General features: G+C 65.3%; 22 protein-coding genes and 1 pseudogene. 12 read left to right on the top strand and 11 right to left on the bottom strand.

The genetic code is table 11. The annotated features are described in order from the left end of the window. Positions 1-28: 28 nt before the first annotated feature. The 4 genes from ACEL92_RS08120 (at position 29) to ACEL92_RS08105 (ending at position 3,970) form a co-directional block, all read left to right on the top strand. The gene (locus ACEL92_RS08120; protein ID WP_374025094.1) at positions 29-1,021 is read left to right on the top strand and encodes a Rieske 2Fe-2S domain-containing protein; all 993 of its coding nucleotides are present in this window, start codon (positions 29-31) and stop codon (positions 1,019-1,021) included. A 79-nt stretch (positions 1,022-1,100) separates the two neighbouring features. Beyond that, positions 1,101-1,721, top strand: coding sequence for a PaaI family thioesterase (locus tag ACEL92_RS08115; RefSeq protein WP_374025093.1), 621 nt, complete (start codon positions 1,101-1,103; stop codon positions 1,719-1,721). 8 nt (positions 1,722-1,729) lie between these two features. Next, on the top strand, positions 1,730-3,382 hold the full coding sequence (locus ACEL92_RS08110) for an acyl-CoA synthetase (protein ID WP_374025092.1): 1,653 nt from the start codon (positions 1,730-1,732) through the stop codon (positions 3,380-3,382). 129 nt (positions 3,383-3,511) lie between these two features. Next, entirely contained in the window at positions 3,512-3,970 is a 459-nt protein-coding gene (locus ACEL92_RS08105; RefSeq protein WP_374025091.1) for a cupin domain-containing protein, read from the top strand. 122 nt (positions 3,971-4,092) lie between these two features. Here ACEL92_RS08105 and ACEL92_RS08100 read toward each other — a convergent pair whose 3' ends face one another. Beyond that, complete coding sequence (locus tag ACEL92_RS08100) at positions 4,093-4,374, bottom strand: putative quinol monooxygenase (RefSeq protein ID WP_231977686.1); 282 nt, start codon at positions 4,372-4,374, stop codon at positions 4,093-4,095. Between the two features lie 880 nt (positions 4,375-5,254). Here ACEL92_RS08100 and ACEL92_RS08095 point away from each other — a divergent pair. The 5 genes from ACEL92_RS08095 to ACEL92_RS08075 all read left to right on the top strand — a co-directional run bounded on the left by ACEL92_RS08095 (position 5,255) and on the right by ACEL92_RS08075 (position 10,719). Then, positions 5,255-6,133 (top strand): alpha/beta fold hydrolase, encoded by an 879-nt coding sequence (locus ACEL92_RS08095; protein ID WP_374025090.1) that lies wholly within the window; start codon positions 5,255-5,257, stop codon positions 6,131-6,133. A gap of 99 nt (positions 6,134-6,232) precedes the next feature. After that, positions 6,233-7,192, top strand: a complete 960-nt coding sequence (locus ACEL92_RS08090) for an alpha/beta fold hydrolase (RefSeq protein ID WP_374025089.1) — start codon at positions 6,233-6,235, stop codon at positions 7,190-7,192. A 52-nt stretch (positions 7,193-7,244) separates the two neighbouring features. Beyond that, entirely contained in the window at positions 7,245-8,138 is an 894-nt protein-coding gene (locus ACEL92_RS08085; protein ID WP_374025088.1) for a 2-hydroxy-3-oxopropionate reductase, read from the top strand. Between the two features lie 143 nt (positions 8,139-8,281). Further along, a complete protein-coding gene (locus ACEL92_RS08080) occupies positions 8,282-9,478 on the top strand; it encodes a cytochrome P450 (protein WP_374025087.1) in 1,197 nt (398 codons plus the stop codon). 23 nt (positions 9,479-9,501) lie between these two features. Next, entirely contained in the window at positions 9,502-10,719 is a 1,218-nt protein-coding gene (locus ACEL92_RS08075; RefSeq protein ID WP_374026125.1) for a CaiB/BaiF CoA transferase family protein, read from the top strand. Between the two features lie 80 nt (positions 10,720-10,799). On the opposite strand, the gene ACEL92_RS08070 is transcribed toward ACEL92_RS08075, so the two are convergent. Genes ACEL92_RS08070 through ACEL92_RS08045 form a run of 6 tightly spaced genes read right to left on the bottom strand, consistent with a single transcriptional unit; the run spans position 10,800 to position 17,636 of the window. After that, complete coding sequence (locus tag ACEL92_RS08070) at positions 10,800-11,993, bottom strand: acyl-CoA dehydrogenase family protein (protein WP_374025086.1); 1,194 nt, start codon at positions 11,991-11,993, stop codon at positions 10,800-10,802. A 14-nt stretch (positions 11,994-12,007) separates the two neighbouring features. Beyond that, the gene (locus ACEL92_RS08065) at positions 12,008-13,066 is read right to left on the bottom strand and encodes an acyl-CoA dehydrogenase family protein (protein WP_374025085.1); all 1,059 of its coding nucleotides are present in this window, start codon (positions 13,064-13,066) and stop codon (positions 12,008-12,010) included. Between the two features lie 2 nt (positions 13,067-13,068). Next, a complete protein-coding gene (locus ACEL92_RS08060; protein ID WP_374025084.1) occupies positions 13,069-13,899 on the bottom strand; it encodes an amidohydrolase family protein in 831 nt (276 codons plus the stop codon). Further along, a complete protein-coding gene (locus ACEL92_RS08055) occupies positions 13,880-15,547 on the bottom strand; it encodes an acyl-CoA synthetase (protein ID WP_374025083.1) in 1,668 nt (555 codons plus the stop codon). The genes ACEL92_RS08060 and ACEL92_RS08055 overlap by 20 nt, the downstream gene beginning before the upstream one ends. A gap of 13 nt (positions 15,548-15,560) precedes the next feature. After that, positions 15,561-16,763, bottom strand: coding sequence for an amidohydrolase family protein (locus ACEL92_RS08050; RefSeq protein ID WP_374025082.1), 1,203 nt, complete (start codon positions 16,761-16,763; stop codon positions 15,561-15,563). Positions 16,764-16,793: 30 nt separating this feature from the next. After that, positions 16,794-17,636, bottom strand: a complete 843-nt coding sequence (locus ACEL92_RS08045; protein WP_374025081.1) for an enoyl-CoA hydratase — start codon at positions 17,634-17,636, stop codon at positions 16,794-16,796. Between the two features lie 280 nt (positions 17,637-17,916). On the opposite strand from ACEL92_RS08045, the gene ACEL92_RS08040 reads away from it, so the two are divergent. After that, the gene (locus ACEL92_RS08040; protein WP_374025080.1) at positions 17,917-18,156 is read left to right on the top strand and encodes a CsbD family protein; all 240 of its coding nucleotides are present in this window, start codon (positions 17,917-17,919) and stop codon (positions 18,154-18,156) included. Positions 18,157-18,244: 88 nt separating this feature from the next. On the opposite strand, the gene ACEL92_RS08035 is transcribed toward ACEL92_RS08040, so the two are convergent. Together ACEL92_RS08035 and ACEL92_RS08030 are read right to left on the bottom strand one after the other, a co-directional pair. Next, positions 18,245-19,252 (bottom strand): dihydrodipicolinate synthase family protein, encoded by a 1,008-nt coding sequence (locus ACEL92_RS08035; RefSeq protein WP_374025079.1) that lies wholly within the window; start codon positions 19,250-19,252, stop codon positions 18,245-18,247. A gap of 19 nt (positions 19,253-19,271) precedes the next feature. Further along, a pseudogene (locus ACEL92_RS08030) lies at positions 19,272-19,385 on the bottom strand (short-chain dehydrogenase); the annotation flags it as partial. Positions 19,386-19,606: 221 nt separating this feature from the next. On the opposite strand from ACEL92_RS08030, the gene ACEL92_RS08025 reads away from it, so the two are divergent. Continuing rightward, complete coding sequence (locus ACEL92_RS08025; RefSeq protein WP_374025078.1) at positions 19,607-20,419, top strand: TetR/AcrR family transcriptional regulator; 813 nt, start codon at positions 19,607-19,609, stop codon at positions 20,417-20,419. A gap of 20 nt (positions 20,420-20,439) precedes the next feature. Here the strand turns inward: ACEL92_RS08025 and ACEL92_RS08020 are convergent, their stop codons facing one another. Together ACEL92_RS08020 and ACEL92_RS08015 are read right to left on the bottom strand one after the other, a co-directional pair. Then, a complete protein-coding gene (locus tag ACEL92_RS08020) occupies positions 20,440-21,339 on the bottom strand; it encodes an enoyl-CoA hydratase/isomerase family protein (RefSeq protein ID WP_374025077.1) in 900 nt (299 codons plus the stop codon). Continuing rightward, positions 21,336-22,043 carry a hypothetical protein gene (locus ACEL92_RS08015; RefSeq protein ID WP_374025076.1) on the bottom strand — a complete coding sequence of 236 codons (708 nt, stop codon included), beginning with the start codon at positions 22,041-22,043 and terminating at the stop codon, positions 21,336-21,338. The genes ACEL92_RS08020 and ACEL92_RS08015 overlap by 4 nt, the downstream gene beginning before the upstream one ends. Positions 22,044-22,175: 132 nt before the next feature. On the opposite strand from ACEL92_RS08015, the gene ACEL92_RS08010 reads away from it, so the two are divergent. Continuing rightward, entirely contained in the window at positions 22,176-22,988 is an 813-nt protein-coding gene (locus ACEL92_RS08010; RefSeq protein WP_374025075.1) for an enoyl-CoA hydratase/isomerase family protein, read from the top strand.

Raw genomic sequence — 22,988 nt, 5'->3', positions numbered from 1 at the left:
TTAGTATCGGGCGATCGGAGTCTTTAGCGTGAAAGTGCCCTTCACCTGGAAGGTCACCGGGTGGTTCATGGTCGGATGGTCTCCCGAGTTCCCCGTCGGCGAGGTGCGGCCGCTGAAATACTTCGGTGAGGACCTGGTCGCGTACCGCGACGACTCCGGCGAGCTGCATGTTCTCGAAGCCCATTGCAAACACCTCGGCGCCCACCTCGGCCACGGCGGCAAGGTGCTGGGCGACTGCGTCGAGTGCCCCTTCCACGGCTGGCGCTGGGGCCCGGACGGCACCAACCGATACATCCCCTATCAACCGGATCGCCCCAACCGCGCGCTGCGGTTGCGGGTGTACCCGGTGCGCGAGCAATACGACTGCGTGTTTATCTGGCATCAGCCGGACGGCAAGGAGCCGCAGTGGGAGATGCCGGACATCTTCAAGAAGTTTCCGCAGTTCGAGACCGACTCCGCGGCCTACTACCGCGCGTACCCGGAGTTCTCCCGGCGCGCGGAGCGCGAACCGGTGCATCCGCAGATTGTCGCGGAGAACGCCCCTGACAGCGCCCATTTCGAATACGTGCACCACGCCACGGTGACCCCGCGGGTGCTGGACTACAAGGTCGTCGATCACGAGTGGCAGTTCGTCGCGGGGTGGCCCGACACGCGCAGCGACAACCCGGAGGATCTGGCGCTGCGGTTCCACAGCCACCTGTTCGGCCTGGGCGGGGCGATCAGCGTCTTCGAGGGGGCGCAGAATCATCGGCTGATCTTCGCCTGCACGCCGGTCGACGACGGGTGTTCGGACTTGTTCTACTCGATCTGGTGGCCGCGGGTCCCCGGCAACACCGGCGACGTACCGCAAGGCAAGCTGCGCGACATCATCGAGAAGCAGTTCCTGTCCACCGTGTTCGACGATCTGCAGATCTGGCGTTATCAGAAATACGTTGAGAATCCGGCGCTATCTAAGGTCGACGCGAAAGGCTATATGGCGCTCCGGAAGTGGGCCAAACAGTTTTACGAAGTGCCGGCATGACACCGAAGTTGGCTAACACCGTCTCGCTGCTCGCGACCATCACCACCCCCGACGCGCTGCTGAGCATGTGGACGCCGCGATGACGGACACCACACCGGGTGTTCGCGGCGGATTTCCCGACATCAGGCCGGCCGAACACGCGCCGCCCGGGCTGGGCCGGTTCGTCGCCGCGACGCGCCGCCTGCAGGATCTGACCCTCGCCAGCAATCCGGACGCCTCGGCATGGACCGGCGCGGCACGGCTCGTCGAAGACGCCTGCGCCCTGCTGGACGGTCACCAGGTGCCCGAGGGCATGGCGCCGGCGGGCCGCGTCATCGAGCTGCCCGGCCTGGGCCATCCGCTCCTGCCACCCTGGAGCATCACGGAATCCGGTCCCGATGGCGTCACAATGGCGGGACACTTCACCCGCGCCCATGTCGGCGGAAACAACGCCGTGCACGGCGGCATGATCCCGCTGTTCTACGACTGGCTGTTCGGCATGGTGGTCTCTACCGCCGGCACTCCCCCGACCCGCACCGCCTACCTGCATGTCGACTACCGCAATATCACGCCGATCAACGAGCCGCTCACCGCCCACGGACACATCACCGACATCGAGGGCAGGAAGATCTTCATCTCCGCTACGATGACGGCCGCTGATGGCACGCTGCTCACCGAGGCCAACGGCCTGATGGTCCGTCTCCTTCCCCACCAGCCCTGAGAGGCCTGATGTCTGACACAGCAACACAATTCACGGTCCCCGCCGTCACGGCGGCCGTTGCGGCCGCGATTCCCGACCGGGAGCTGCTGATCCAGGGTGAACGGCGATACAGCTATGCACGGGTGATCGAGCGGTCGCACCGGCTCGCGTCATACCTGCATTCCCGCGGGCTCGGGTGCCACACCGAACGCTCCGGCCTCCCCGGCCATGAGACCGGCCAGGACCTCCTCGGCATTTACGCCTATAACGGAAACGAATTCGTCGAGGCGCTACTGGGCACCTTCGGAGCCCGAGTCGCCCCGTTCAACGTCAACTTTCGCTACGTCAAGAGCGAGCTGCAATATCTGTTGGCGGATTCGGGGGCGACCGCGCTGATCTACCACGCCGCGTTCGCGCCACGGGTGGCCGAAATCCTGCCGGACCTCCCGCAGCTGCGGGTTCTAATTCAGATCGCCGACGACTCCGGCAACGACTTGATCTACGGCGCAGTGGATTACGAGAGCGCCCTCGCGTCCTGCGTACCCGAACCGCCACCGGTGCAGCATTCACCCGACGACCTCTACGTCCTGTACACCGGCGGGACGACGGGAATGCCCAAAGGCGTGCTGTGGCGCCAGCACGACATCTTCATGACCTCTTTCGGCGGCCGCAACCTGATGACCGGCGAGCCGTTCGGGTCCGTCGACGAGATCGCGGCCAATGTGCTCGCGGGCTCCGGCACCAAGTTGATGATCCTGCCCCCGCTGATGCACGGCGCGGCCCAGTGGAGCGTGATGACGGCGATTACGACCGGGCAATCCGTCGTCTTCCCTTCGGTCGTCGATCGTCTCGACGCCGAGGAGGTGGTCCGCACCATCGAGCGCGAGCGCGTGAGCGTGGTGACTGTGGTCGGTGACGCGATGGCACGCCCGTTGGTCGCCGCGATCGAGAAGGGCATCGCGGACGTGTCGTCGCTTGCCGTGGTGGCCAATGGGGGCGCGTTGCTCACCCCGTTCGTCAAGCAACGGTTGATCGAAGTCCTGCCGAACGCGATCGTGGTCGACGGTGTCGGGTCCTCGGAGACCGGCGCGCAGATGCACCACATGTCCACTTCCGGGGCGGTGTCGACGGGCATCTTCAACGCCGGCCCGGACACGTTCGTGGCGGCCGAGGATCTGACGACCATCCTGGAGCCGGGCCACGACTGCATGGGCTGGCTGGCCCAACGCGGTTACGTCCCACTGGGCTACAAGGGCGATGCGGCCAAGACCGCCAAGACATTTCCCGTCATCGACGGGGTGCGATATGCGATCCCCGGCGACCGGGCACGCCACCATCCCGATGGCAAGATCGAACTGCTCGGCCGCGATTCGGTGACGATCAACTCGGGCGGCGAGAAGATCTTCGTCGAGGAGGTCGAGACCGCGATCGCGTCCCACCCGGCGGTGGCCGACGTGGTGGTCGCCGGGCGGCCCAGCGAGCGGTGGGGCCAGGAGGTCGTCGCCGTGGTCGCCCTGGCCCAGGGCGCACGCGCGGACGCCGACGAGTTGGTCGCCCACGCCGGGCAATCGCTGGCCCGGTACAAGCTCCCCAAGGCGATCGTGTTCCGGGCGGCGATCGAGCGCAGCCCGTCGGGCAAGGCGGACTACCGGTGGGCGCGCGAGCAGGCGGTCAACGGCTGACCGGCGAGGGTTGATGAGGAAGCTACTCTCTGCAGATGTATCTGCGCTGACTTGAGATGATCGATGATTCTCCTGAATTCGTCCCCGACGGACCCCTGTTGGACCCGGTACAGGTCTAGGCTAAGGTCCATGGCCGGCCTCGACGGATTCCATCCCGATCTCGCACCCGATCCCACGCATCGCGTGCCACAAAATCGCGTGCGCCACGTCAAATCAACCGAACTCGATGCGACCACGGCGCAAACCGACGGCATGCAGCGCTTCGCTGCGTTGAGTGGATCCACAGTCGGCAGCCAGAAGCTGTGGATGGGAGAGACCGTCGCCTCGCCCGGCAGCGTCTCGGCCAACCATCACCACGGTGATTCTGAGACGATGATCTACGTCCGCAGCGGGCACCCAGAGTTTGTTTTCTTCGATGGCGAGGGTGAGGTTCGGGTCCGGACTGACCCAGGCGATTACGTGTTCGTCCCACCGCATCTGCCGCATCGTGAGGAGAATCCCGACCCGAACACGCCGGCAGAGTTAGTCATTGCCCGGAGTAGCCAGGAGGCGATCGTCGTTAACCTGCCGGCGTTGTACGCGCTTTGACCGGCGAACTCGAACACTCGACGTTCGCTCCGTTCGGAGAGGTCCTGCGTGAATCACTCGGCGATGGCGTTGCGGGCCCAGCGGCTCGGCGGCTCGTTCTTAATAGGCTCGCACGCTCGGGCTCAGCGTGGAATTTCGTGGTAATGATGCTCCTCGTAGTCAGATTTGAGGTATCCGTTAACAGTCTCGTTGAAATTGGTCCAGTGGGGTGTCTTGCCGTGGGCGGTCAGGCTCTCCTGCGAGGCCCAGTGTTCGACGAGGACGTAGCTGTACGGATCGTGGGCGTTGCGCCATAGTTGATAAAGGCTGCAACCGACTTCCTTATTGGACTCGATCACCATGTGGTTCAACAGTTTCAGGAAGTTGGCTTCGTGCTCCTGAGCCACGTCGAAGAAAACGTTCAAGATGATCATTCCTTACCCGCCCTTCGGGTTGCTATCGGCTGAGTCGATGAATTCGCGCGAACGCAGCACGTGTGTCTCGGGTTGTTCCTCTGCAATCCAGTGGCAAGAGTTTTCGATAGCCCAGACCGTGACAATGTCGCAGACCTTCGAGAACGCGGCCTCGGCATCGGAACCGAGAGCTCGCGTCGCCCGTTCCGGGCACGGGCACGGGCACGGGCACGGGCACCCTGAGATTACCCTTCTCCGCCAGAATGCGCTGATTATCGACCGCGTCCTGCTCAAGGCGGGGAACAGTTAAGGCCGGCACGTATGGTCTCGGGACCGGGGAGTCTGCGACGTATCGTCGCGCGTTCCGATATCGATCGCGTCGTGGTTGGCACTCAGCCGCCTGCAAAACGAGCGTAGACGCGGGAATTCGCTTCCGGCGATGAGTGTCTCGGCGAACCACGCACCAGGCAGGTCGCCAATGAGGTGGAAGGAGATCTTCGGCAATGGCCATCGTCCTCAACACCGACCCGTCGACCAACCAGAACGCTCCGAGTACCTGCATTGGGCGATGAGCGCGGCCATGGTATCCGTGGAGTGACATTGGGTTGACGACGGCCCGGGCGCGACTGCTCATGGGCTGGTTACCCGCTGGGTAACCTGGCCGTATGCGTCGGCGAGACCACCGGCAACCGGGTGGTCCGGACGCCAGCGCCCGGAAGGCAACATAACGGGCAAACGAGTCGGACAGCGATCGATTCCAGCCAGAAAAGCGAGCAGACCTCGGTGGCGGCTCGTACGATCACTGGTGGGATCCGAGACCGGTTCCTAATAGATCCTTTTCGTGGTGGCACCGTCGCGGGGCGCGTCGATCGCGGCGGCGCTGGTGCGCTGAATGGAGGAAAGTTCCGTGCCCTACTCGACCGAACACGATGGGTTCAAGCTCTATTACGAGCGCTCCGGGCAAGGTGTCCCGGTCGTCCTGATTCATGGCAACCCCGGCGACCACCGGGAGTACTCCAAGGTCATCCCCCAGCTCGTGGCGCACGCCGACGTCACAGCCATCGACTTGCGCGGCTACGGCAAGTCGGACAAGCACCTAGAGGACCCAACCGCCTACGCTCTCAGCCGCCAGGTCGGCGGCGTCATCGCCCTGCTCGAAGAGCTGGGTATCAGCAACGCGGTGCTAGGTGGATACGACATCGGCAGCTTCACCGCGCAGACGATCGCTGCGACCCGACCCGACCTGGTGCGGTCACTGGTCATTGCGCCGCCCACCCTCGGTGTTGGGCGACGGATCCTTGAAGAGGACGCGGTGAACGCGTTCGTGCACGCAATCTTTTACAAATCCGAGCTGGTCGAAGAAATCATCGACGGCAAGCCCGAGGCTGTCCGCGCTGCACTTAAGGAGAACCTCGTGAACTGGTCGGCGCCCGGATCGACCGTTGTCGACGACCTCCTGGACCACTTGACCGACAACCATTCAGCACCAGGAGCTTTCCTGGCCGGTGTGCTGTGGTTCCGCAACCCTGAAGGCAACCCGATCACCTACTACGCAAACGAGACAACACCGGCCCGCGACGGCAGGTTCTCCAAGCCCATCACCATCTTGTGGCCCGACCAGGACCCGCTGTTTCCGCAGGCATGGAGCGACACCCTCGATGACTTCTACGCAGACTTCACCCTCGAATACCTCGACAACTGCGGCCATTTCAGCCCACTCGAGTCGCCTGACACCTGGTCCAAGCGCCTGCTGGAACACATCAGCCGGTGACCATCGGCCACACCGAAATCCCGGTTTCGCAGCTCGCATCACTCACGAAAGGGCCATCGTCATGAGATCGTCGGTTCTACTCGCTGAGCCGCACTGAACGTGGTCGACAACGCCCAACCCGGCGACCACCTAGGCCCAAAACACGCTGTCGAACAACCGGATTCGCGCTGGTTCTCCGGGTTCGACGTCGGTACCTTCGATATCGACGGAACGGCCATCTACGCCCGGTGGGGCGGCAACCCTGACGGACCCGCACTACTGCTCGTGCACGGCTACCCCGAGACCCACCTGATGTGGCGCCACATCGCCGACCGGCTGCGGGACCGCTACTTCCTGGTCATACCCGACCTCCGCGGCTACGGCGCCTCCGCCAAACCGGTCGGGTTACCCGATCACAGCAATTACAGCAAGCGGACCATGGCCAACGACCTCGTCGCGGTCGTGGATCAACTGGGCCGAGAGTCGTTTTACCTCTGTGGGCACGACCGCGGGGCGCGCGTTGCGGCCCGCCTGGCGCTGGACCACCCACAGCGAGTCCGGAAGCTGTCTCTAATCGACATAGCCCCTACCCTCGACATGTATAGGGCCACCAACCAAGAGTTCGCGACCGCCTACTTTCACTGGTTCCTGCTCATTCAGGCCGCCCCACTGCCCGAACTTCTCATCGGAGGCAACCCGGCCGCTTACCTCGCCATCGTGCTGCGACAACTATCAGGCGGGAACGACGACTACCTTGAACGCGATGTGATTGCCGAGTACGAACGCGCCTTCTGCACTCCCGAAACGCTACACAGCACCGCCGAGGACTACCGGGCCAGCGCTGGCATCGACCTCGAACACGATCAACGCAGTCGCGATCGCGGACATCGGATCGCCTGCGACACACAGGTTCTGACCGCTGAGAACGGAGCAGTGCACCGCCTTTTCGACGCTCACGTCCTCTGGCAAGCCCAGTGTGCTGCAACTGTCACCACGATGACGCTGCCTTCGGGACATTTCATCCCCGAAACGCTGCCCGACGAGACCGCCGCGGCATTAGTGAGCTTCTTTCGCACCTGACCCGGGTCTGCCACTCCGAATCGGTTGAATCACAGAAAAAGCGAGGGTCCTAGTGAGTGCGGTCGCCTTCATCGGTCTCGGAATCATGGGCAGTCCCATGGCGGTCAATCTCGTCCGCGCGGGTTATCACGTGGTCGGATACAACCGATCGCCTCACCGAGCTTCCGACCTCGTCGCCGCCGGCGGTGTTGCCGCCGAGTCCATCGCCGACGCGGTCCAGCACGCCGACACCGTCGCCCTCATGCTGCCCGACTCCCCCGACGTCGAAGCCGTGCTGACCGACGACGGTGGAGTTTTCGAGAATGCCCAACCGGGTGCGCTGATCATCGACTTTTCCAGCATTCGGCCCGACGTCACGCGCGCGCTATCCAGCCGGGCGCGCCAGCGCGGCCTCCGGATGATCGACGCCCCGGTCTCGGGCGGCCAGGTTGGTGCCATCAACGCCGAACTCTCGATCATGGTGGGCGGCAGCCCCGAGGACTTCGCGGCGGCGCAACCGGTGCTGCAAGCGGTCGGCGCCCACGCCGCACTCGTCGGGCCCTGCGGCTCAGGACAGACGTTGAAAGCCGCCAACCAGCTCATCGTCGCGGGCAACATCCAACTTCTCGCCGAAGCGCTCGTCTTCCTCGAAGCGCATGGTGTGGACACTCACGCGGCGATCGACGTCCTCAGCGCAGGCCTCGCCGGATCAGCGGTACTTGATCAGAAAGCCCACAACATGTTGAGCAGGTCTTTCGCTCCAGGCTTCCGCATAGACCTGCACCACAAAGACCTCGGCATCTTCGCCGAGGCAGCGCGCAACGTCGGCGCCATCAGCCCTGTCGGTTCCCTCGTTGCTCAACTCGTGGCCGCCGCCCGGGCCAACGGTGACGGAAGCCTCGACCACTCCGCACTCCTGCGCGGAGTTGAACGGCTCTGCGGTCGAGAGGTAAGGGATAGCGCCTGAGTCCGCATCCCGGGCACCTCGGCAGTCGCCGCTGACTTCCGCGGGGCCGCATCGGCGGCCCGCCAATATTGCCTACTGTAAGAATTACAGTACGATTTTACGCAAGGCCTGCCCCGTTCCTGCTGGAGATGCTGGAGTGCTACGTGACGACCGACGTTCGCAGCAGTAACGAGACCGTCAGCCTGCGCGATCCCTACCCGTTCTTCGCCCACAAGCGTCACGAATCCGGGGTGTTCCGCGGGACGGTGATGGACTATTCCAAGACGCCCGAGTCGCTGAGGCCCAGGCGGGAGTACTCCGCGGTGTCCTTCGATGCGGTGAACACGGTCTTCCGCGACGGCCGGACTTTCAGCTCCGCGCCATACGACAAGACGATCGGGCTCTTCATGGGGCCGACCATCCTGGCGATGGAAGGCAAGAAGCATCGCGACCACCGCAACCTTGTCTCCGCCGCTTTCAAATCCAAGGCGCTGGCCCGCTGGGAGAACACCATCGTCCGGCCCATCTGCAACGCGCTGATCGACGAGTTCATCGATACCGGCGAAGCCGACCTGGTCCGCAACTTCACCTTCGAATTTCCCACCCGCGTCATCGCACGGCTGCTCGGGTTGCCCGCCGACGACCTGCCGACCTTCCGCAAGCGCGCCGTGCAACTGATCAGCTACCACGTCGACTACGAACGCGCCTTCGAGGCGTCGGCGGCGCTCAAGGACTACTTCGTCGAGCAGATCGAACAACGCAAATCCGAACCCACCGAAGACATCATCGGTGACCTGGTCACCGCGGAGATCGACGGCGAAAAGCTAAGCGACGAAGCCATTTACTCCTTCCTGCGGCTGCTGTTGCCGGCCGGGTTGGAGACCACGTACCGCTCGTCGGGGAACCTGCTCTACCTACTGCTCACCCATCCGGACCAGTTCGTTGCGGTGCAGGACGACCGCGAGCTGCTCCCGCAGGCCATCGAGGAGGGGCTGCGTTACGAGACACCGCTGACCACCGTGCAACGCTTCACCACCGAGGACACCGAACTCGAAGGCGTCGAGATCCCGGCGCGGTCGGTGATCGGCGTGTGCATCGGGTCCGCGAACCGCGACGAGCGGCGCTGGGAGCGTTCGGAGGAATTCGACATCTTCCGCAAGCACGTGCCGCACATTTCGTTCGCCGCCGGTGAGCACACCTGTCTGGGCCTGCACCTCGCGCGGTTGGAAACCCGCGTCGCCCTCGAGTGCCTGCTGGATCGAGTGACCAACGTCAGCTTGCTGACCGAGGGCGACCCCCACATCCACGGCCAGCCGTTCCGTTCGCCGACTTCGCTTCCCGTGACGTTCGACGCAAAGTAGGGTCTGAGAAAATGGTCAAAGTCATGTCGGGCTTCCGGGTCCTGGAACTCGCGCAATTCACGTTCGTCCCGGCGGCGGGGGCGATCCTCGCGGACTGGGGCGCGGACGTCATCAAGGTCGAACACCCGCTGCGCGGCGACACCCAACGCGGCTTCATCAACATGGGTGGCATCCAACTCGATCCGGAGCGGCATCCGCTGATGGAACATCCCAACCGGGGCAAGCGCAGTGTCGGGATCGACGTCTCGACGCCGGGCGGCCAGGAGGTGATCTACGAGCTGGCCAAGACCGCGGACGTGTTCCTCACCAACTACATGCCGGCGCAGCGGCAGAAGCACAGGTTCGACGTGGAGCACATTCGCGCGGTGAACCCGAACATCGTCTACGCGCGAGGTTCGGCGTACGGCGACAAGGGCGCCGAGCGTGACGTGGGTGGCTACGACGGCACGGCGTTCTGGACGCGCAGCGGCATCGGGTACGCGCTGACCCCGGAGGAGCTGGGTGGCGCACTGGGGCAGGGCATTCCAGCGTTCGGTGACTCCATCGGCGGCATGTTCATCGCCGGCGGCATCTCGGCGGCATTGCTGCATCGCGAGCGCACCGGCGAAGCCGTCGAGCTCGACGTGTCATTGCTGAGCACCGCCTGGTGGGCGGCGGGAGCGAGCGTGACGCAGGGCATGGAGACCGGACAGGTGATGCGCACCCCGATGCCGGGCGCCGCGGGCGCGATGTCGGTGAACCCCTTCATGGGCAACTACGAAACCTCCGACGGCGGCACCATCAACCTGTGCATCATCAGCCCGACCGGCTTGATCCGAGACACATTCGAGCATCTCGGCATCCCGGAGGCGGCCGACGATCCCCGCTTCTCCGATGTGCTGCCGCTCATTCAGAACGCCAGCGCGGCGGCCGAGCTGATCGCAAAGGCCGTCGCCGGCAAGCCCTTCGAGTATTGGCGGCAACACCTGAAGACGATGAAGGGCCAGTGGGCGCCGTTCCAGAGCCTGCTCGACCTGGTCGAAGACGAGCAGGCCCTGGCCAACGACATGGTCAGCGAGGTCGAGCTCGCCAGCGGCGGAAAGCCTTTCCGCGTGGTGCGCGGCCCGGTGCAGTTCAACCACGAGCCGCTGGTGACCACGCGGGCACCGCAGGCCTCCGAGCACACCGAGCTGGTGCTGATGGAGCTGGGCATGGATTGGGACCGCATCGAGGAACTGAAGGAGTCGGGAGCCATTGCATGACGGCCTGAAACTTCGCCGAACGTGCACTCACGGCGAAGATTTGGCCGATTTCTCGCACTGAGTGCACGTTCGACGCGCTATCAATCGACTTTCTTGACCGGCGGCGCGTACGCCGGCTTGCCCAAACCCAACATGTACTGCGCGATCATGTTGCGGAATACCTCCAGCGTGCCGCCATAGATGCCGACCAGCGGAGCGAATCGGTAGACGTATTCGGCGCTGCCGTCGTCGGCGGCGCCTTCGGTCCCAAAGGGCAGCGTCGAGGCGGCGCCGAGGATGTCCATGAGTTCCGGGGAGATGTCGCGCATGGTTTGCGCGATGGCGACCCGGCCGAAGATGCTCGGAGTGGCCAGCGCCGTCTCCAGCCGGGCGACGCAGCGGCCCAGCCGGTACGCGACCGACTTGTCGTCGACGAGCCGGCGACCGTCGCCGTCTGGCCGCGCCACGCTCGCCGCCGCCTTATCCACCGCCTGAGATAGAAACCCGGCCTGGTGCATCATGATTGATGTGTCCTGGAGCCCGTCGGGGGCAGCGGCGACGGCGCCGTGTTCGACGTTGAGCGGTTCCCGCAGCACCGTCCAGCCGCCGTTGACCTCGCCCAGCCGGTACTTGTCGTCCACGCGGACGTCGCTGTAGTAGACGATGTTGGTCCGATCGCCGTCCACGGTGCGGAGGCCCTGGATTTCGATGCCCGGCGAATCCAGCGGCACCAGGAACATGGTCAGGCTCTTGTGCTTCGGCGCCTGCGGGTCGGTGTTGGTGATCAAAAAGACGTACTGGCAGTTGTGCGCACCGGTAGTGAACATCTTGGAGCCGTTGATGATCCACCCGTCGCCGTCGCGGACCGCGCGGGTCTTGCAGGTGGCGATGTCGGAGCCGCCTTCGGGCTCGGTGTAGCCGAGGCACAGCCTCACCTCGCCGCTGAAGACCTTCGGCAACACCTCGTCGCGCAACTGCGCCGACCCGAATCTGTCCACCGAACGGGCCACCATCGCGGTGGTTCCCCAGGTCACCCAGGGAACGTGTGCGCGCCGCTTCTCCAACTCCCAGATACGGCGCCGCACCCGGCTGAATCCGCCGTCGGATTCCGGTTTCCACTCGGCCGCCAAATAGCCTGCGGCTCCGAGTTTCAGGTGCAGGCCCTCGTCGAAGTTGTCACCCGTTTCCCGGTCCCGGCGTCTGATCTCCTCGGTCATGTGCGTGGCCAGAAAGTTCCGCGCTTCGTCGCGGAACGCCTCGTCCTCGTCGGACAGTTCGACGCGCGAGAAATCCACTGTGCCGCTCCTTCCTAGGCCGGTTGCGCCGCGCCCTCGCGGGCGGCCACGATCTCCGCCACCCGTTGTGCCGTCGCGCCCGGATCGCCGCCGGCCAGCGGCCAGCCCCGGGCGCGCACCAGATACGCCGTCGCCGCGGCTTCGGCCGAAACGCCTAGGCCGCCTTGAATGTGGACCGCCATCGTCGCCGCCCTGGCGGCCTCCTCGGCCATGAAAACGAATGCGGAGGGCGCCAATTCAGGTCGTTCGTCGGGTTCATTGTCCAGGAACCAGGCGGCGCGTCGCGCCAGATTCCGGCCGCCTTGCACGGTGATGGCCATGTTCGCGAGCGGGTGCGAGATCGCCTGCAAGGTGGAGATGGGCACGCCCAACGTGTAGCGCGTCTTAGCGAACTCGGCCGCGATGGTCATGGTCTCCTCCACCAGCCCGACGAGCGCCGCGGCGGTCAGCAGCCGCCACTCATCGAGGGCCAGCCGGTAAGCGGCCAGCGCTTCGGGCCCCTCGGCAACAACGTCGCGGGTGTCGGCCGCGGCGGGGTCCACCCAGGCCATGGGTAGCCGGCCGATGTTGTCGACCTTCGCCGGCCGGGTGCCGAAGGTCAGGCGCACGACCTGGTCCCCGTCGCGCACAACGACGTGGTCGGCGATCGACCCCGAGGGGATCAACCGCGGGCCCCTACCGTCGTCGATTCGCGGGTCGAGGGCGGCCAACTGTTCGCCCTCGGCTACCCCGGCGACGCCCGCACCCAGCGCACCGAGACGCGCTAGGAGCCGCGCGGTGCAGACGTGGTCGATCCACGGGACCGGCGCGAGGGACCGGCCGATCTCCTCGGCCACCAGGGTGAGATCGACCAGGGTGGCGCCGTCACCGCCGCACGACTCCGGCAACGCCATTGTGGTGGCTCCCATCCCGCACAACCTCTCCCAGAGGCTCTTGTCGAAACCGGATTGCTCTGCGGCACGGACCGTTTCGATCGGGCAGTGGGTCTTGAAGAACTGCTTGTAGGCCGCCTGCAGGGCGACGTGGTCCTCGGACAGGCTGTAATCCAGCCTGCGTAGTTCGAAGCGGTCCATCGTTACTCGTCCTTCCCGAAGAAGAAGTCTCGCGCGTTGTTGTAAAGGTAGTTATCCAGCACCTCGGCGGGTAGATCCAGCGCGTGTGCCTCGGGGATGACCCGGCGCATCGGCAGCACCGGCCAGTCCGACGCGTAGATCACCTTGTTGGGACCCCGGGTGCGCATGTAGTGCAGCAGGCTCTCCGGCAGCCGCTTGGGTGACCACGCCGACGTCATGAGGCGCAGGTTCGCATACTTGAGCAACAACCGGATCGCGACGTCCCACCACGGGTCGGCGCCGTGAATCATGCACAGTCGTAGCTCGGGAAAGCGCACGCACACCCGGTCCAGGTGCATGGGGTGCTGAACCTCGCCGGGTATGGGCGGTCCGGGAATGCCGGTGTTGATGCAGAGGGGCAGGTCCAGTTCCGCGCACTTGGCGTACAGCGGGTAGTACACGGCGTCGCTGGGCGGGTATTGGCCGTCACCCCAAAAGCTGGGCCCCACAACGGCGTACGCGACCGGGAGGTCGGCCGCGGCGGAGGTCAGCTCGCGCAGCGACCGCACTGGGCGCAGCAGGTTGACACCGCCCATGGCCAGCGCGAACCGCTCGGGCTTGGCCTCGACGAATTTGCGCGCGGTAGTTGACGGGTTGGCGAGCGAATCCATGAGGATCGCCTTTTGTACCCCCTGTTCGTCCATCTCGGCGAGCAGCTCGGAGAGGTCGACCGGGGCGAACATCGACTCGGGACCCTTGAAGTAGTCGTCCCTGACCTTGAGCATCCACGTCGGCTGAGATTCAGCTTCCCCGAAGTGGACGTTCACCAGGCAGTCAATCGCTTTGGTGTTCATGACTTCCTTCGGGATCGGATGGGACCAGCGCAGTCGCCGGATCACACTGAGTGGCTCGTTCTTTGGCCCATCGGTAGTTGGGCTTGCCATTGCCGAGGCGTTCGATCCGGTCGACGAAGAGGAAGGCCTTGGGCGCCTTGAAGTGCGCCAGTTGGGTCGCGCACGCGGCGTACAGAGCGTCCCGGCCGAGGTGGGCATCGGGGTGGGTCGCGACGAGCGCGACGACCTCCTCTCCCCACCGCTCGCTGGGCCGCCCCACCACCAGGGCGTCGACGACGCCCGGCTGCGCGCGCAGCACCGCCTCGACCTCTTCGACGAAAACCTTTTCGCCGCCGGTGTTCACGACCAGCGAGTCGCGGCCGAACAAGCGGATGGTGCCGTCGGCCTCCAGCGCTGCGCGGTCACCGGGTACCACCACCCGCCGGCCGTCGATCTCCGGAAAGGTCCGCTGCGTGGCCTCGGGGTCGCCGAAGTAACCGAGCGGGATGCGGCCGGTCCTGGCGGCCCAGCCGACCTCCCGCTCACCCGGTCGCAGAAACCGGCTGCGGTCGGCCGACACGACGGTGGCCCCCTCCCTGGGCTGGAACGTCTCGCTGGCGTTGCCTTCCCGGCTGTGACCGAACGCCATGTTCCCGCTCTCAGAAGACCCGTAGCCCTCGATGATGGTGATGTGTGGCAGGCATTCCATCAGTGCGCGTTTATGTTTCGCGTTGGTGGCGGCCCCGCCGGTGCCGATCGCCTGCAACGAGGAGAGGTCATAGGAACGCGCGCGCAGCTCCTCGATCAGCGGCGCGGCGTACGCGTCGCCCACCATGGTCATCATGCCCACCTTCTCCCGCTCAGCGGTTTCCCACACCGACCGTACGTCGAGCTTGTTGCGGTCGTCGTAGAGCACCACCGGCAGGCCGGCGCAAAGCGCGGCGAAGGCGGTCCACATGCCGGCCGCGTGCATGAGCGGAGAGACGGCGAACCATGGCTGGCCTCCCCCGGCGACCTTGTCGTGGATCTCGGTGACGCTGTCGTGGTCGGCGCCCACCATTGACGACACGTACATGTCGCTCTGTCGCCACAGCACGCCCTTCGGGCGTCCGGTCGTCCCGCCGGTGCACATCATGATGAGGTCGTCCGGGGAACCCGCATCTTCACGGTTGGGGCTGGCGGCGGCCAGGACCTCGTCGAGCGAGATGGCCTTCGGCAGTTGGGGAACGGTGCTGCCGTCGTCGATGGATATCAGCAACTCGGTCCCGATCGGGGGCAACACGTCGGCGAACCGGGCGCCCAGCGAGCGGTGGTAGATGATGCCCCGGGGGCGCACGTAGTCGAGCAGCTCGTGAATCTCCCGAGGGGAGTAGTGGTGATTCACGTTGACCGGGACGGTGCGCGCCTTGAGGCAGCCGACCACCATGTCGGGGTAAAGGTCGTTGTACATGATGAGCGCGATCCGGTCCTGACCGCACTCCCAGCGTTGCAGCTCAGCACGCGGGGCGTAGACGCCGAAACCCTTGTCCTCGAGATAGTTCGCCAATCGGTTGGTGCGGCGTGCTGATTCGGCGAACGTGCTCTTGCGGTCTCCGCACACGGTCATCAGGCGGTCGGGCACGACGTCGGCGATGGCGTCCAGAACGGCGCCCACGGTCCATTCGCTCATAGTTGCTGCGCGGCTAGACGGCCGAGGCGACCGGAACGCCGAGCAAGTCAAGGGCGTTGTCGCGCATCACCTTCCGAATATCAGCTTCGCTGAAGCCGGTGAGCTCCTCGGCGAACGAGAGCGGCGTCTCGAGACCCTCGCCGTGCGGCCAGTCGGAACCGAACAAGATCTTGTCGATACCAATCACACGGGCCAGCTCGCTCAGGTCGTCCTCGTAGTAGGGGGCGATCCAGACGTTGTTGCGCAACTGCTCCACCGGATCCTCGGGAAAGTTGCGGGGCTGGGTGTTGGCCGCCTTCTTCAGCCGCTTGATCAGCCGATGGACGAAGTAGGAGCCGTTCTCGATGCTGACCGCCTTGAGCTTGGGATGGCGGGTGAACACGCCGTGCACGATCATCGAGGCCATCGTGTCGTGGATGGCACGGTCGTCGAGGAGCACGTTGTCCAGTGGATCCTTCGCTCCGAACCCCTCGAACGTGGCCTTGCCGCCCCACGCCGCCGCGATGTGCAGATAGCCGCTGTCGCTGAGGTGGAATCCGACCGGGACTCCGGCCTCGGCCAGCCGCGCCCACACCGGGTCATGGCTGGGATGCCCCAACGAGCGCGGCTTGACCAAGCCGGGCACCGGCGCCGGGCGCACCAGCACCAGCTTGGCGCCGCGGCCCAACACGAACTCCACCTCTTCCAGCGCCTTGTGCGGGTCGGCCAGCGAGATGATCGGCGCGGCGATGATGCGGTGATCGGGCCGGTCGAAACCCCAGTCCTCGTCGAGCCACAGGTTGAACGCGTGGACCGACGCCATCGTCGCCTCGATGTCTCCCTTGAGCGCCTCCTCGACCCCGCACGCGAAAGTCGGCAGCATGAATACGGTTTCGATGTCCTGGGTGTCCATCACCGCGACCCGGGCGTCGCGGTTCTGGTATTCCGGGTGGTCTGCGAGGCGTTCGACCTTCATCAGCGACGCCGGGTCCACACCTTCGGGAATCTCCCCGCGGAACAACAGATCCAGGCAACCCGGCACGATGATCGGATCGAAGGTGGGGTTCGGCACGAAGTGGTTGACCCGACCGCCGATCACGGCCAGTGTGCGCTTGCCCTGGGTGACCATCTGGACGCCGCGGCTCTTGAACGCCCTGTCGAGGTGGCGGGTGAACGCGTCCAGGGGCTCGTAGTAGTGGTTGTCGACGTCGATCGCCTGGTAACCCAAACTGGCCATGATCTTCCTTTCCGGCGTTACCGGCGAGCGCTATGCGTCGGTGGAGTTGAGTGAGGGAAATTGCGGGGCGCGCTTCTCGAGGAAGCTGGTGATGCCTTCGATGACGTCCGGCCGCGGCATCGCTTCGAGCAGCAACGCCTCGGCGCGCGAGGTGGCGTCGACGACGTCGCGAGTCGCGTCGCCGTACACCTGCCGTTTGATCACTTCCATGGAGGCCGGCGAACAGTTGCGGGCGATGTCCTCGGCGTAGTCCAGCGCTCGCTTCATCAAATCCTCGGGCGGGAGCACTTCTTTGACAAGCCCGAGCTCGGCTGCCTCTTCGGCGAGGAAAGTGCGGCCACTGAGCAGCAGATCCAGGGCGACGCCCCACGTGGTGAGGCGCGGCAGGATCCAGGAGATGCCGAACTCGGCGATCAGTCCGCGGCGGGCGAAGACCGCGGCGAATTTCGCGCCGGCGGCCGCGAACCGGATATCGCACATGAGCGCCTCAGTCAGGCCGATGCCGACACACGCGCCGTTGATGGCGGCGATCACGGGCTTGCGCAATGTGGTCACGAAATGCGGTGGGCGTTCGCCGACCAAGTCCGCGAGGTCGGTCTGCTTGGCCTTCTCAATCGTGTCGCCGTAGCTCGGTGCGGAACTCCGCGTGCCCAGATATGCGCCGGCGCAGAATCCCTTGCCCCGCCCGGTCAGCACGATCACCCGGACGGCCGGATCCTGTTCGGCGCGGTCGATCGCGGAGTAGAACCCGGCGGCGATGTCTGGGCCCCAGGCGTTGAGCCGGTCCGGACGGTTGAAGGTCAGAATCGCGACGCCGCTGGCGGTGGCCTCGTAGAGCACTGCGTCCTCGGAAGCGCCGTCGCTGCGGGACATCTACCCCCGTACCTCCTCACGATCGCCAACGAATCCGCGACATTTGTACGCATACTGTATACCTATCGGTACCGTTTTCCACAACCGCCGCCACACCCCCGCGAACCCGGGCCGAACAGCGCGTTTCCACTTACTGAACCGAGTCGTCGACCGCGGTGTGTCCGACCGCGGATGAGCTCGTATCCCGCAGTGTGGCGAGGACCACGTCCCCACCACGTTTCCTGCGGCCCACGATTTGGGAAAGCGAAGAAAGATACCCACTAGCAGGGAGGGAAACGCCATGGTGGACATCAAGAGCGGCCCGATCGAGGCCATCCAGGGCATCGTCGAGGCCGTCTTCGGAAAGGCCAAGGAGATCGTCGGGACGATCATCGGCCGCAACGACCTGGTCAACGAGGGTCAGGCGCAGCAGGACAAGGCCGACGCGCAGCGCAGCGCGGCGAAGAAGGAAGCCGCGGCCGAGAAGGCACGCGGAAAGGCGAAGGCCGCGGAGGCGCGCGAGAAGGCCGAACAAAACTAAGAAGAACGAAGCGGCAAGGCCCGGTCACCGGCTGGTGGCCGGGCCTTGCTCGTCAATCGATTTGAGGCACAATCCTTTTGCCGAAACACTACGCTGCGAGGAGCCCGAGGCGGCGATACGCGTTCTCGATCTGCGACTTGGCTTCGGGCGGCAGCTCCGCTTGCGGCGGCCGCGAACGCGGATAGGCGCCGATCGGCAAACCCAGCAGCGACGCGGCGTACTTGAACGCGCCGCCCCAATGGGTGAAGTAGTCGGGCCGCCCGGGGTAGCACGTCCACCACGATCCGACGTCGAGGTCGAACTGGTCCAGGCCCGAGTCGCGGCCGAAGTCCATCGCCTCCAGCAATTTGTCGCTTTGCACCAGATCCCAATACTGAGAAAACAATCGCCGCTGCGGCGTCTCGAACAGGTAGCCCGTGGTTCCTAGCTGCGCCGGGCAGACGATCCCGTCACGTAGCCATCCCGCGCGGTACACCGTCTTGTCGCACTCCCACAGCACCAGGCCCGGCGCCAGCTGGTGCAGCAGACGGCTGCTGGCCGGCCGGAAGGCGCCCTCTTTGGTGGCGCACACCGCCGGCACCTCGTCGTAGATCCGCGCGCTTTCAGCCGCGGTCAGCACGTAGCCGGAGGACGGCGAGTTGAACATGCCCAGGGCGATGTCGGTGCGCGAAGCGATGTATTTGAAGAATCGCAACACACCCTCGCCGCCGTGCGCCTCCATCATCGGCGTCTGGATATACACGATGTCGGCGCCGGCCTCCTGGGCGTGCAGCGTCAGGTCCAGACAGTCCTTCGCGGACATCGCCGCCGTGCACGCCTGCACGACAACGTCGGGGTTGGCGGCGCGGCCCTCTTCAATTGCCACCTCCAGCAAGCGCTTTCGCTCATCGAGGGTCAATGACCAGAATTCGGACAGCCCGCTGGTGCACCAAAGCATCGGGTGTCCGAGGTCGCCGACGCAGTAGCGGACCAGCGTCCGATATGCCTCCCAGTCGATGTCGTCGCCGTCGGGACCGCAGAACGGGGTGTAGAGGGAGTCGCCGATCCCCCGCAGTGCCCCGCGCGCCCATGCGCGCGCCTCGCTTGCCGTCGCCACAATCGACCCCTTCTCCTCAGCCGAGCGTTTGGATCTGGGTACTGTCATCGGCGAGGCAACGCGACGCCGCCAAACCCATCCCGCGGCTACCACCGACGACAACCGTTGCGGCATTCGCCAGGCCTAGATCCATGGCAAATCCCGTGGACTATCGGATGACTCGGTCAACGGCGTGTGCCCGGTCACCTTCGCGCGCCCAGCCTTCGTTACCAAAAAGCCTACGATAGGTATTACAGTAGCAGATGGAAAAGCGCACGGAAGCCCGGTTGACGGCCATCGTCGAGCGGCGACACGCCCACGTATGCGCAGGTGAGTTGGCACGGCTCTCCGACCGCATGCACAGGATACATCGTGATGGAGGTGCCCGTAGTGGCAAAGCAGGCTACCGCCGACAAGCGTCAACGACGTGAACGCGGATCCATCAATCCCGATGACATCATCACTGGCGCATTCGAACTCGCGGAGCAAGTGTCGATCGACAACTTGAGCATGCCGCTGCTGGGCAAACATCTCGGCGTCGGCGTCACCAGCATCTACTGGTACTTCCGCAAGAAGGACGATCTGCTCAACGCGATGACCGATCGCGCGTTGAGCAAGTATGTGTTCGCCACTCCGTACGTCGAGGCCAGCGATTGGCGCGAGACGTTGCGCAACCATGCACGCCTGATGCGGAAAACGTTCATGGGCAACCCAATTCTGTGCGACCTGATTCTGATTCGCGCCGCGCTCAGCCCGAAGGCGGCGCGGCTGGGCGCCGAGGAGATGGAGAAGGCCATCGCCAACCTGGTCGAAGCCGGCCTGACGCCGGAGGATGCCTTCGACACCTACTCGGCGGTTTCGGTGCACGTGCGCGGATCGGTGGTGCTGCAGCGGCTCTACGAAAAGAACCAGTCCACCGATGAGGGCGCGCGTGCCATCGAGGACGCCGTCGCCATCGACCCCGAGAAGACCCCGCTGCTGGCCCAGGTGAGCCGGATCGGTCACCGGATCGGCGCACCCGACGAGACCAACTTCGAGTACGGCCTTGGCTGCATCCTCGATCACGCCAGCCGGTTGATCGAGGAGGGCAAGGGCGCGAAAGGCGGCAAGGCGGCGCCGTCAAGAGCGCGCAAGGCGGCGAAGGCGCCCGGATCGCGCGCGCGGACCAAGGCGCCGGCCGCCCGCTAGCCCGGCGTCGAATCGGCTTATCAAGCCTCGGGTTCGGGCACGTCGAAGTATTCGTCGCGGAGCCGGAACGCTTCCTTGGTTCCGTGCTGCGCGCGGGTCTTGACGAAGTTGAACTCCCCCGGCCCGAATTGCAGATTGGTGCCGAAGGCGTGAAAGAGATAGCTGGCCACTTCCTCGCCCTGGTATGCCTGACTCTGTTCGACGAGGCGGAACGCCTCCTTGGCGATGACCACTCCGTCGGCGGGCATCTTCGCCGCCTTCTCGGCCCAGTACCGTGCCCGGGCGGGCACCGCGGCGGAATCGCATGTGTCGGTGAAGATTCCGAGATGCTCCAGTTCGCCCGCCTCGATGACGTCACCGGTCAGCAGCAGTCGCCGGGCCAGCACCGGTCCCAGCCGGTGAAAGAACATGTGCAGGCTGCCGAGCGCGGGACCGAGAAAGCGGGTCGCCGGCATCCCGATCTTGGTGTCGCGGGCTATCACCGAGATGTCAGTCATCAGCGCCATCTCGAAGCCGCCGCCCAGCGCATAGCCGGCGATCTCGCCCACCGTGACCTTCGGGAAGCCCATGAAGTTGTGGTAGAACCCAAAAGACTTGCGATCCACCGTGAGTCGCCGGCGCTGGCTGGGGCGACGCTTGGCAGACGCATCGTCACCGTCGGTTGGACCCGGCTTGCCGTACCAGCCGTACGCGTTGTTCATATCGGCCCCGGTGGAGAAAACGCCCCCTCCTCCGCGCAGAAGCACCACCGTCAAGTCGTCGTCTTCGGCCACTCGGTCCAGGCATCGGGCGACCGCCTCTCGCATCGCGGCGTCGTAGGAATTGCGCTGCGCCGGATTGTTCAGCGTGATCGTGGCGATGCGGCGATCGGGGTCCACCTCGAACAGCACGCGATCGTCCGAGGTGTTCAGGGCAGTCATCGATCGGACTCCTTTCGCCGCCTGCCGAATTCAAACCCGGCCAGGTTTTCTGGCCGTGAGGCCAACGTGTTCACCTCACCGGTGCAGAGCACTTCGTCGTCGAGCAGCAGCCGCGCCGTCGATGCGATCCCGCGTTCGATCTGCGAGCGAGCGATGTCGAACCGCAGCTCGGTCAACACCGGTGTCGGCCGGCGAAACGTCACCGCGAGCGACCGGGTTTTCCCGGACAGGCCGGTGACGCAATTGTGGTGCTGAATGACACAGTCGAAGAAAACGCCCAGAAAGCCCCCGTGCACCAATCCCGGCGGGCCCTCGTAGACCAAGGGAAAGTTGACTCGCCCGTTCGCCCTCTCGGCATCGAGGCCGTCGAACCGGTACTCCGGAAAGCACGGGTTGTAGGCGCCGATGTCGGTGGCATGGTTGAGATAGACGCGCCGGGGGTCGTCGGGGAGCTCACCGATCCGTGGCGCGTTGTCCTTCGGCGCCACGGCGGACAACTCGCGCTCCCACTCCGCGAACTTCTCCAGCATGGTGTCGACCGAGGGGTGGGGGTGTTCGATTGAGACCAGCAGTGAGCTGAGGCGCCGCATGGCGCCGGCGGCGGCCACGGTTTGCGCCAGGGGAGCCTCACCGAACCTCGGGTCGCCGGTGCGCGTCGACTCGGCTGCGGCCCGCCGCTGGGGTTCGCCCTCCTGCACGGCCATGCTCGTCTCTTTTCGCTTGGGTTTCCGGGCCGGTTATTTCCGGCGGCAGCGTACCCTGCTAACTTATACAGCGTATCAATCGTATTGCCTACTGTATGGGTAACCGTATCGGCAGAAAGGCCGGAGTCCACGGTGAGTCATGGGGCCGACGCGGCCGGTGCCGACGGTTCGGTGACAGTGCACCGGGACGGCGCCGTGTTGCGACTAACGCTTGATCGTCCGTCCCGTCGTAACTCGTTGAACGAAGCGATGATTGGATCTTTGGTGGACGCGCTGACGGCTGCCGCCACCGACGATGCACTCAGGGCGGTCCACATCCGCGGCGGTGACGACTTCTGCGCCGGCGTGGACTGGGTCGCCACCAACGACCGGGGACGGCCCCGCACCGGCGATCTCGTGCGGCGGATCCCTCACGGCGCCCACCGCGTGATCGAACTCCTCGCGACCATCCAGCTGCCGGTGCTGTGCAGCGTGCGGGGATGGGCCGCGGGGTTCGGCTGCAACCTCGCGCTGGCCGCCGATTTCACGATCGCCGCCACCGACGCGGTGTTCTGGGAGCCGTTCGTGGACCGCGGCTTCAGCCCCGATTCGGGCGCCAGCTGGCTGCTGCCCCGGCTGGTCGGCCTGGCGCGGGCGAGGCGAATGCTGCTGCTGGGCGAGAAGGTCGGCGCCGTCGACGCGGCCGACTGGGGATTGATTCACCAGGCGGTGAGCCCCGACGGGCTGGACGACGCCGCCGGGGAGCTGCTCGAGCGGCTGGCCTCCGGGCCGACGGTGGCGGTGGGACTGGCCAAGCAGGCGCTGAGCTTCGGCCAGCACGCGACGCTGAGCCAATCGATGACCCAGGAGCTGTTCAACCTCGAATTATCCTGCCGGACAGCAGATTTCAAGGAGGGCTTGACAGCCTTTCGGCAGCGACGCGCACCGAAATTCCAGGGCAGATGA

It is taken from the genome of Mycobacterium hainanense (genome assembly GCF_041890355.1).
In the GTDB taxonomy this organism is placed as follows: domain Bacteria; phylum Actinomycetota; class Actinomycetes; order Mycobacteriales; family Mycobacteriaceae; genus Mycobacterium; species Mycobacterium hainanense.
The sequence above is the reverse complement of the archived record's forward strand: the minus strand, read 5'-3'. Positions and strand labels throughout refer to the sequence as shown.

Bases quoted from the DNA above. Each gene is read 5' to 3' on its own strand.
- ACEL92_RS08115 (WP_374025093.1), top strand. From the start codon at position 1,101: ATGACGGACACCACACCGGGTGTTCGCGGCGGATTTCCCGACATCAGG.
- ACEL92_RS08110 (WP_374025092.1), top strand. From the start codon at position 1,730: ATGTCTGACACAGCAACACAATTCACGGTCCCCGCCGTCACGGCGGCC.
- ACEL92_RS08105 (WP_374025091.1), top strand. From the start codon at position 3,512: ATGGCCGGCCTCGACGGATTCCATCCCGATCTCGCACCCGATCCCACG.
- ACEL92_RS08095 (WP_374025090.1), top strand. From the start codon at position 5,255: ATGGAGGAAAGTTCCGTGCCCTACTCGACCGAACACGATGGGTTCAAG.
- ACEL92_RS08075 (WP_374026125.1), top strand. From the start codon at position 9,502: ATGTCGGGCTTCCGGGTCCTGGAACTCGCGCAATTCACGTTCGTCCCG.
- ACEL92_RS08065 (WP_374025085.1), bottom strand. From the start codon at position 13,066: ATGGACCGCTTCGAACTACGCAGGCTGGATTACAGCCTGTCCGAGGAC.
- ACEL92_RS08060 (WP_374025084.1), bottom strand. From the start codon at position 13,899: ATGAACACCAAAGCGATTGACTGCCTGGTGAACGTCCACTTCGGGGAA.
- ACEL92_RS08055 (WP_374025083.1), bottom strand. From the start codon at position 15,547: ATGAGCGAATGGACCGTGGGCGCCGTTCTGGACGCCATCGCCGACGTC.
- ACEL92_RS08050 (WP_374025082.1), bottom strand. From the start codon at position 16,763: ATGGCCAGTTTGGGTTACCAGGCGATCGACGTCGACAACCACTACTAC.
- ACEL92_RS08045 (WP_374025081.1), bottom strand. From the start codon at position 17,636: ATGTCCCGCAGCGACGGCGCTTCCGAGGACGCAGTGCTCTACGAGGCC.
- ACEL92_RS08040 (WP_374025080.1), top strand. From the start codon at position 17,917: ATGGTGGACATCAAGAGCGGCCCGATCGAGGCCATCCAGGGCATCGTC.
- ACEL92_RS08025 (WP_374025078.1), top strand. From the start codon at position 19,607: ATGGAGGTGCCCGTAGTGGCAAAGCAGGCTACCGCCGACAAGCGTCAA.
- ACEL92_RS08020 (WP_374025077.1), bottom strand. From the start codon at position 21,339: ATGACTGCCCTGAACACCTCGGACGATCGCGTGCTGTTCGAGGTGGAC.
- ACEL92_RS08015 (WP_374025076.1), bottom strand. From the start codon at position 22,043: ATGGCCGTGCAGGAGGGCGAACCCCAGCGGCGGGCCGCAGCCGAGTCG.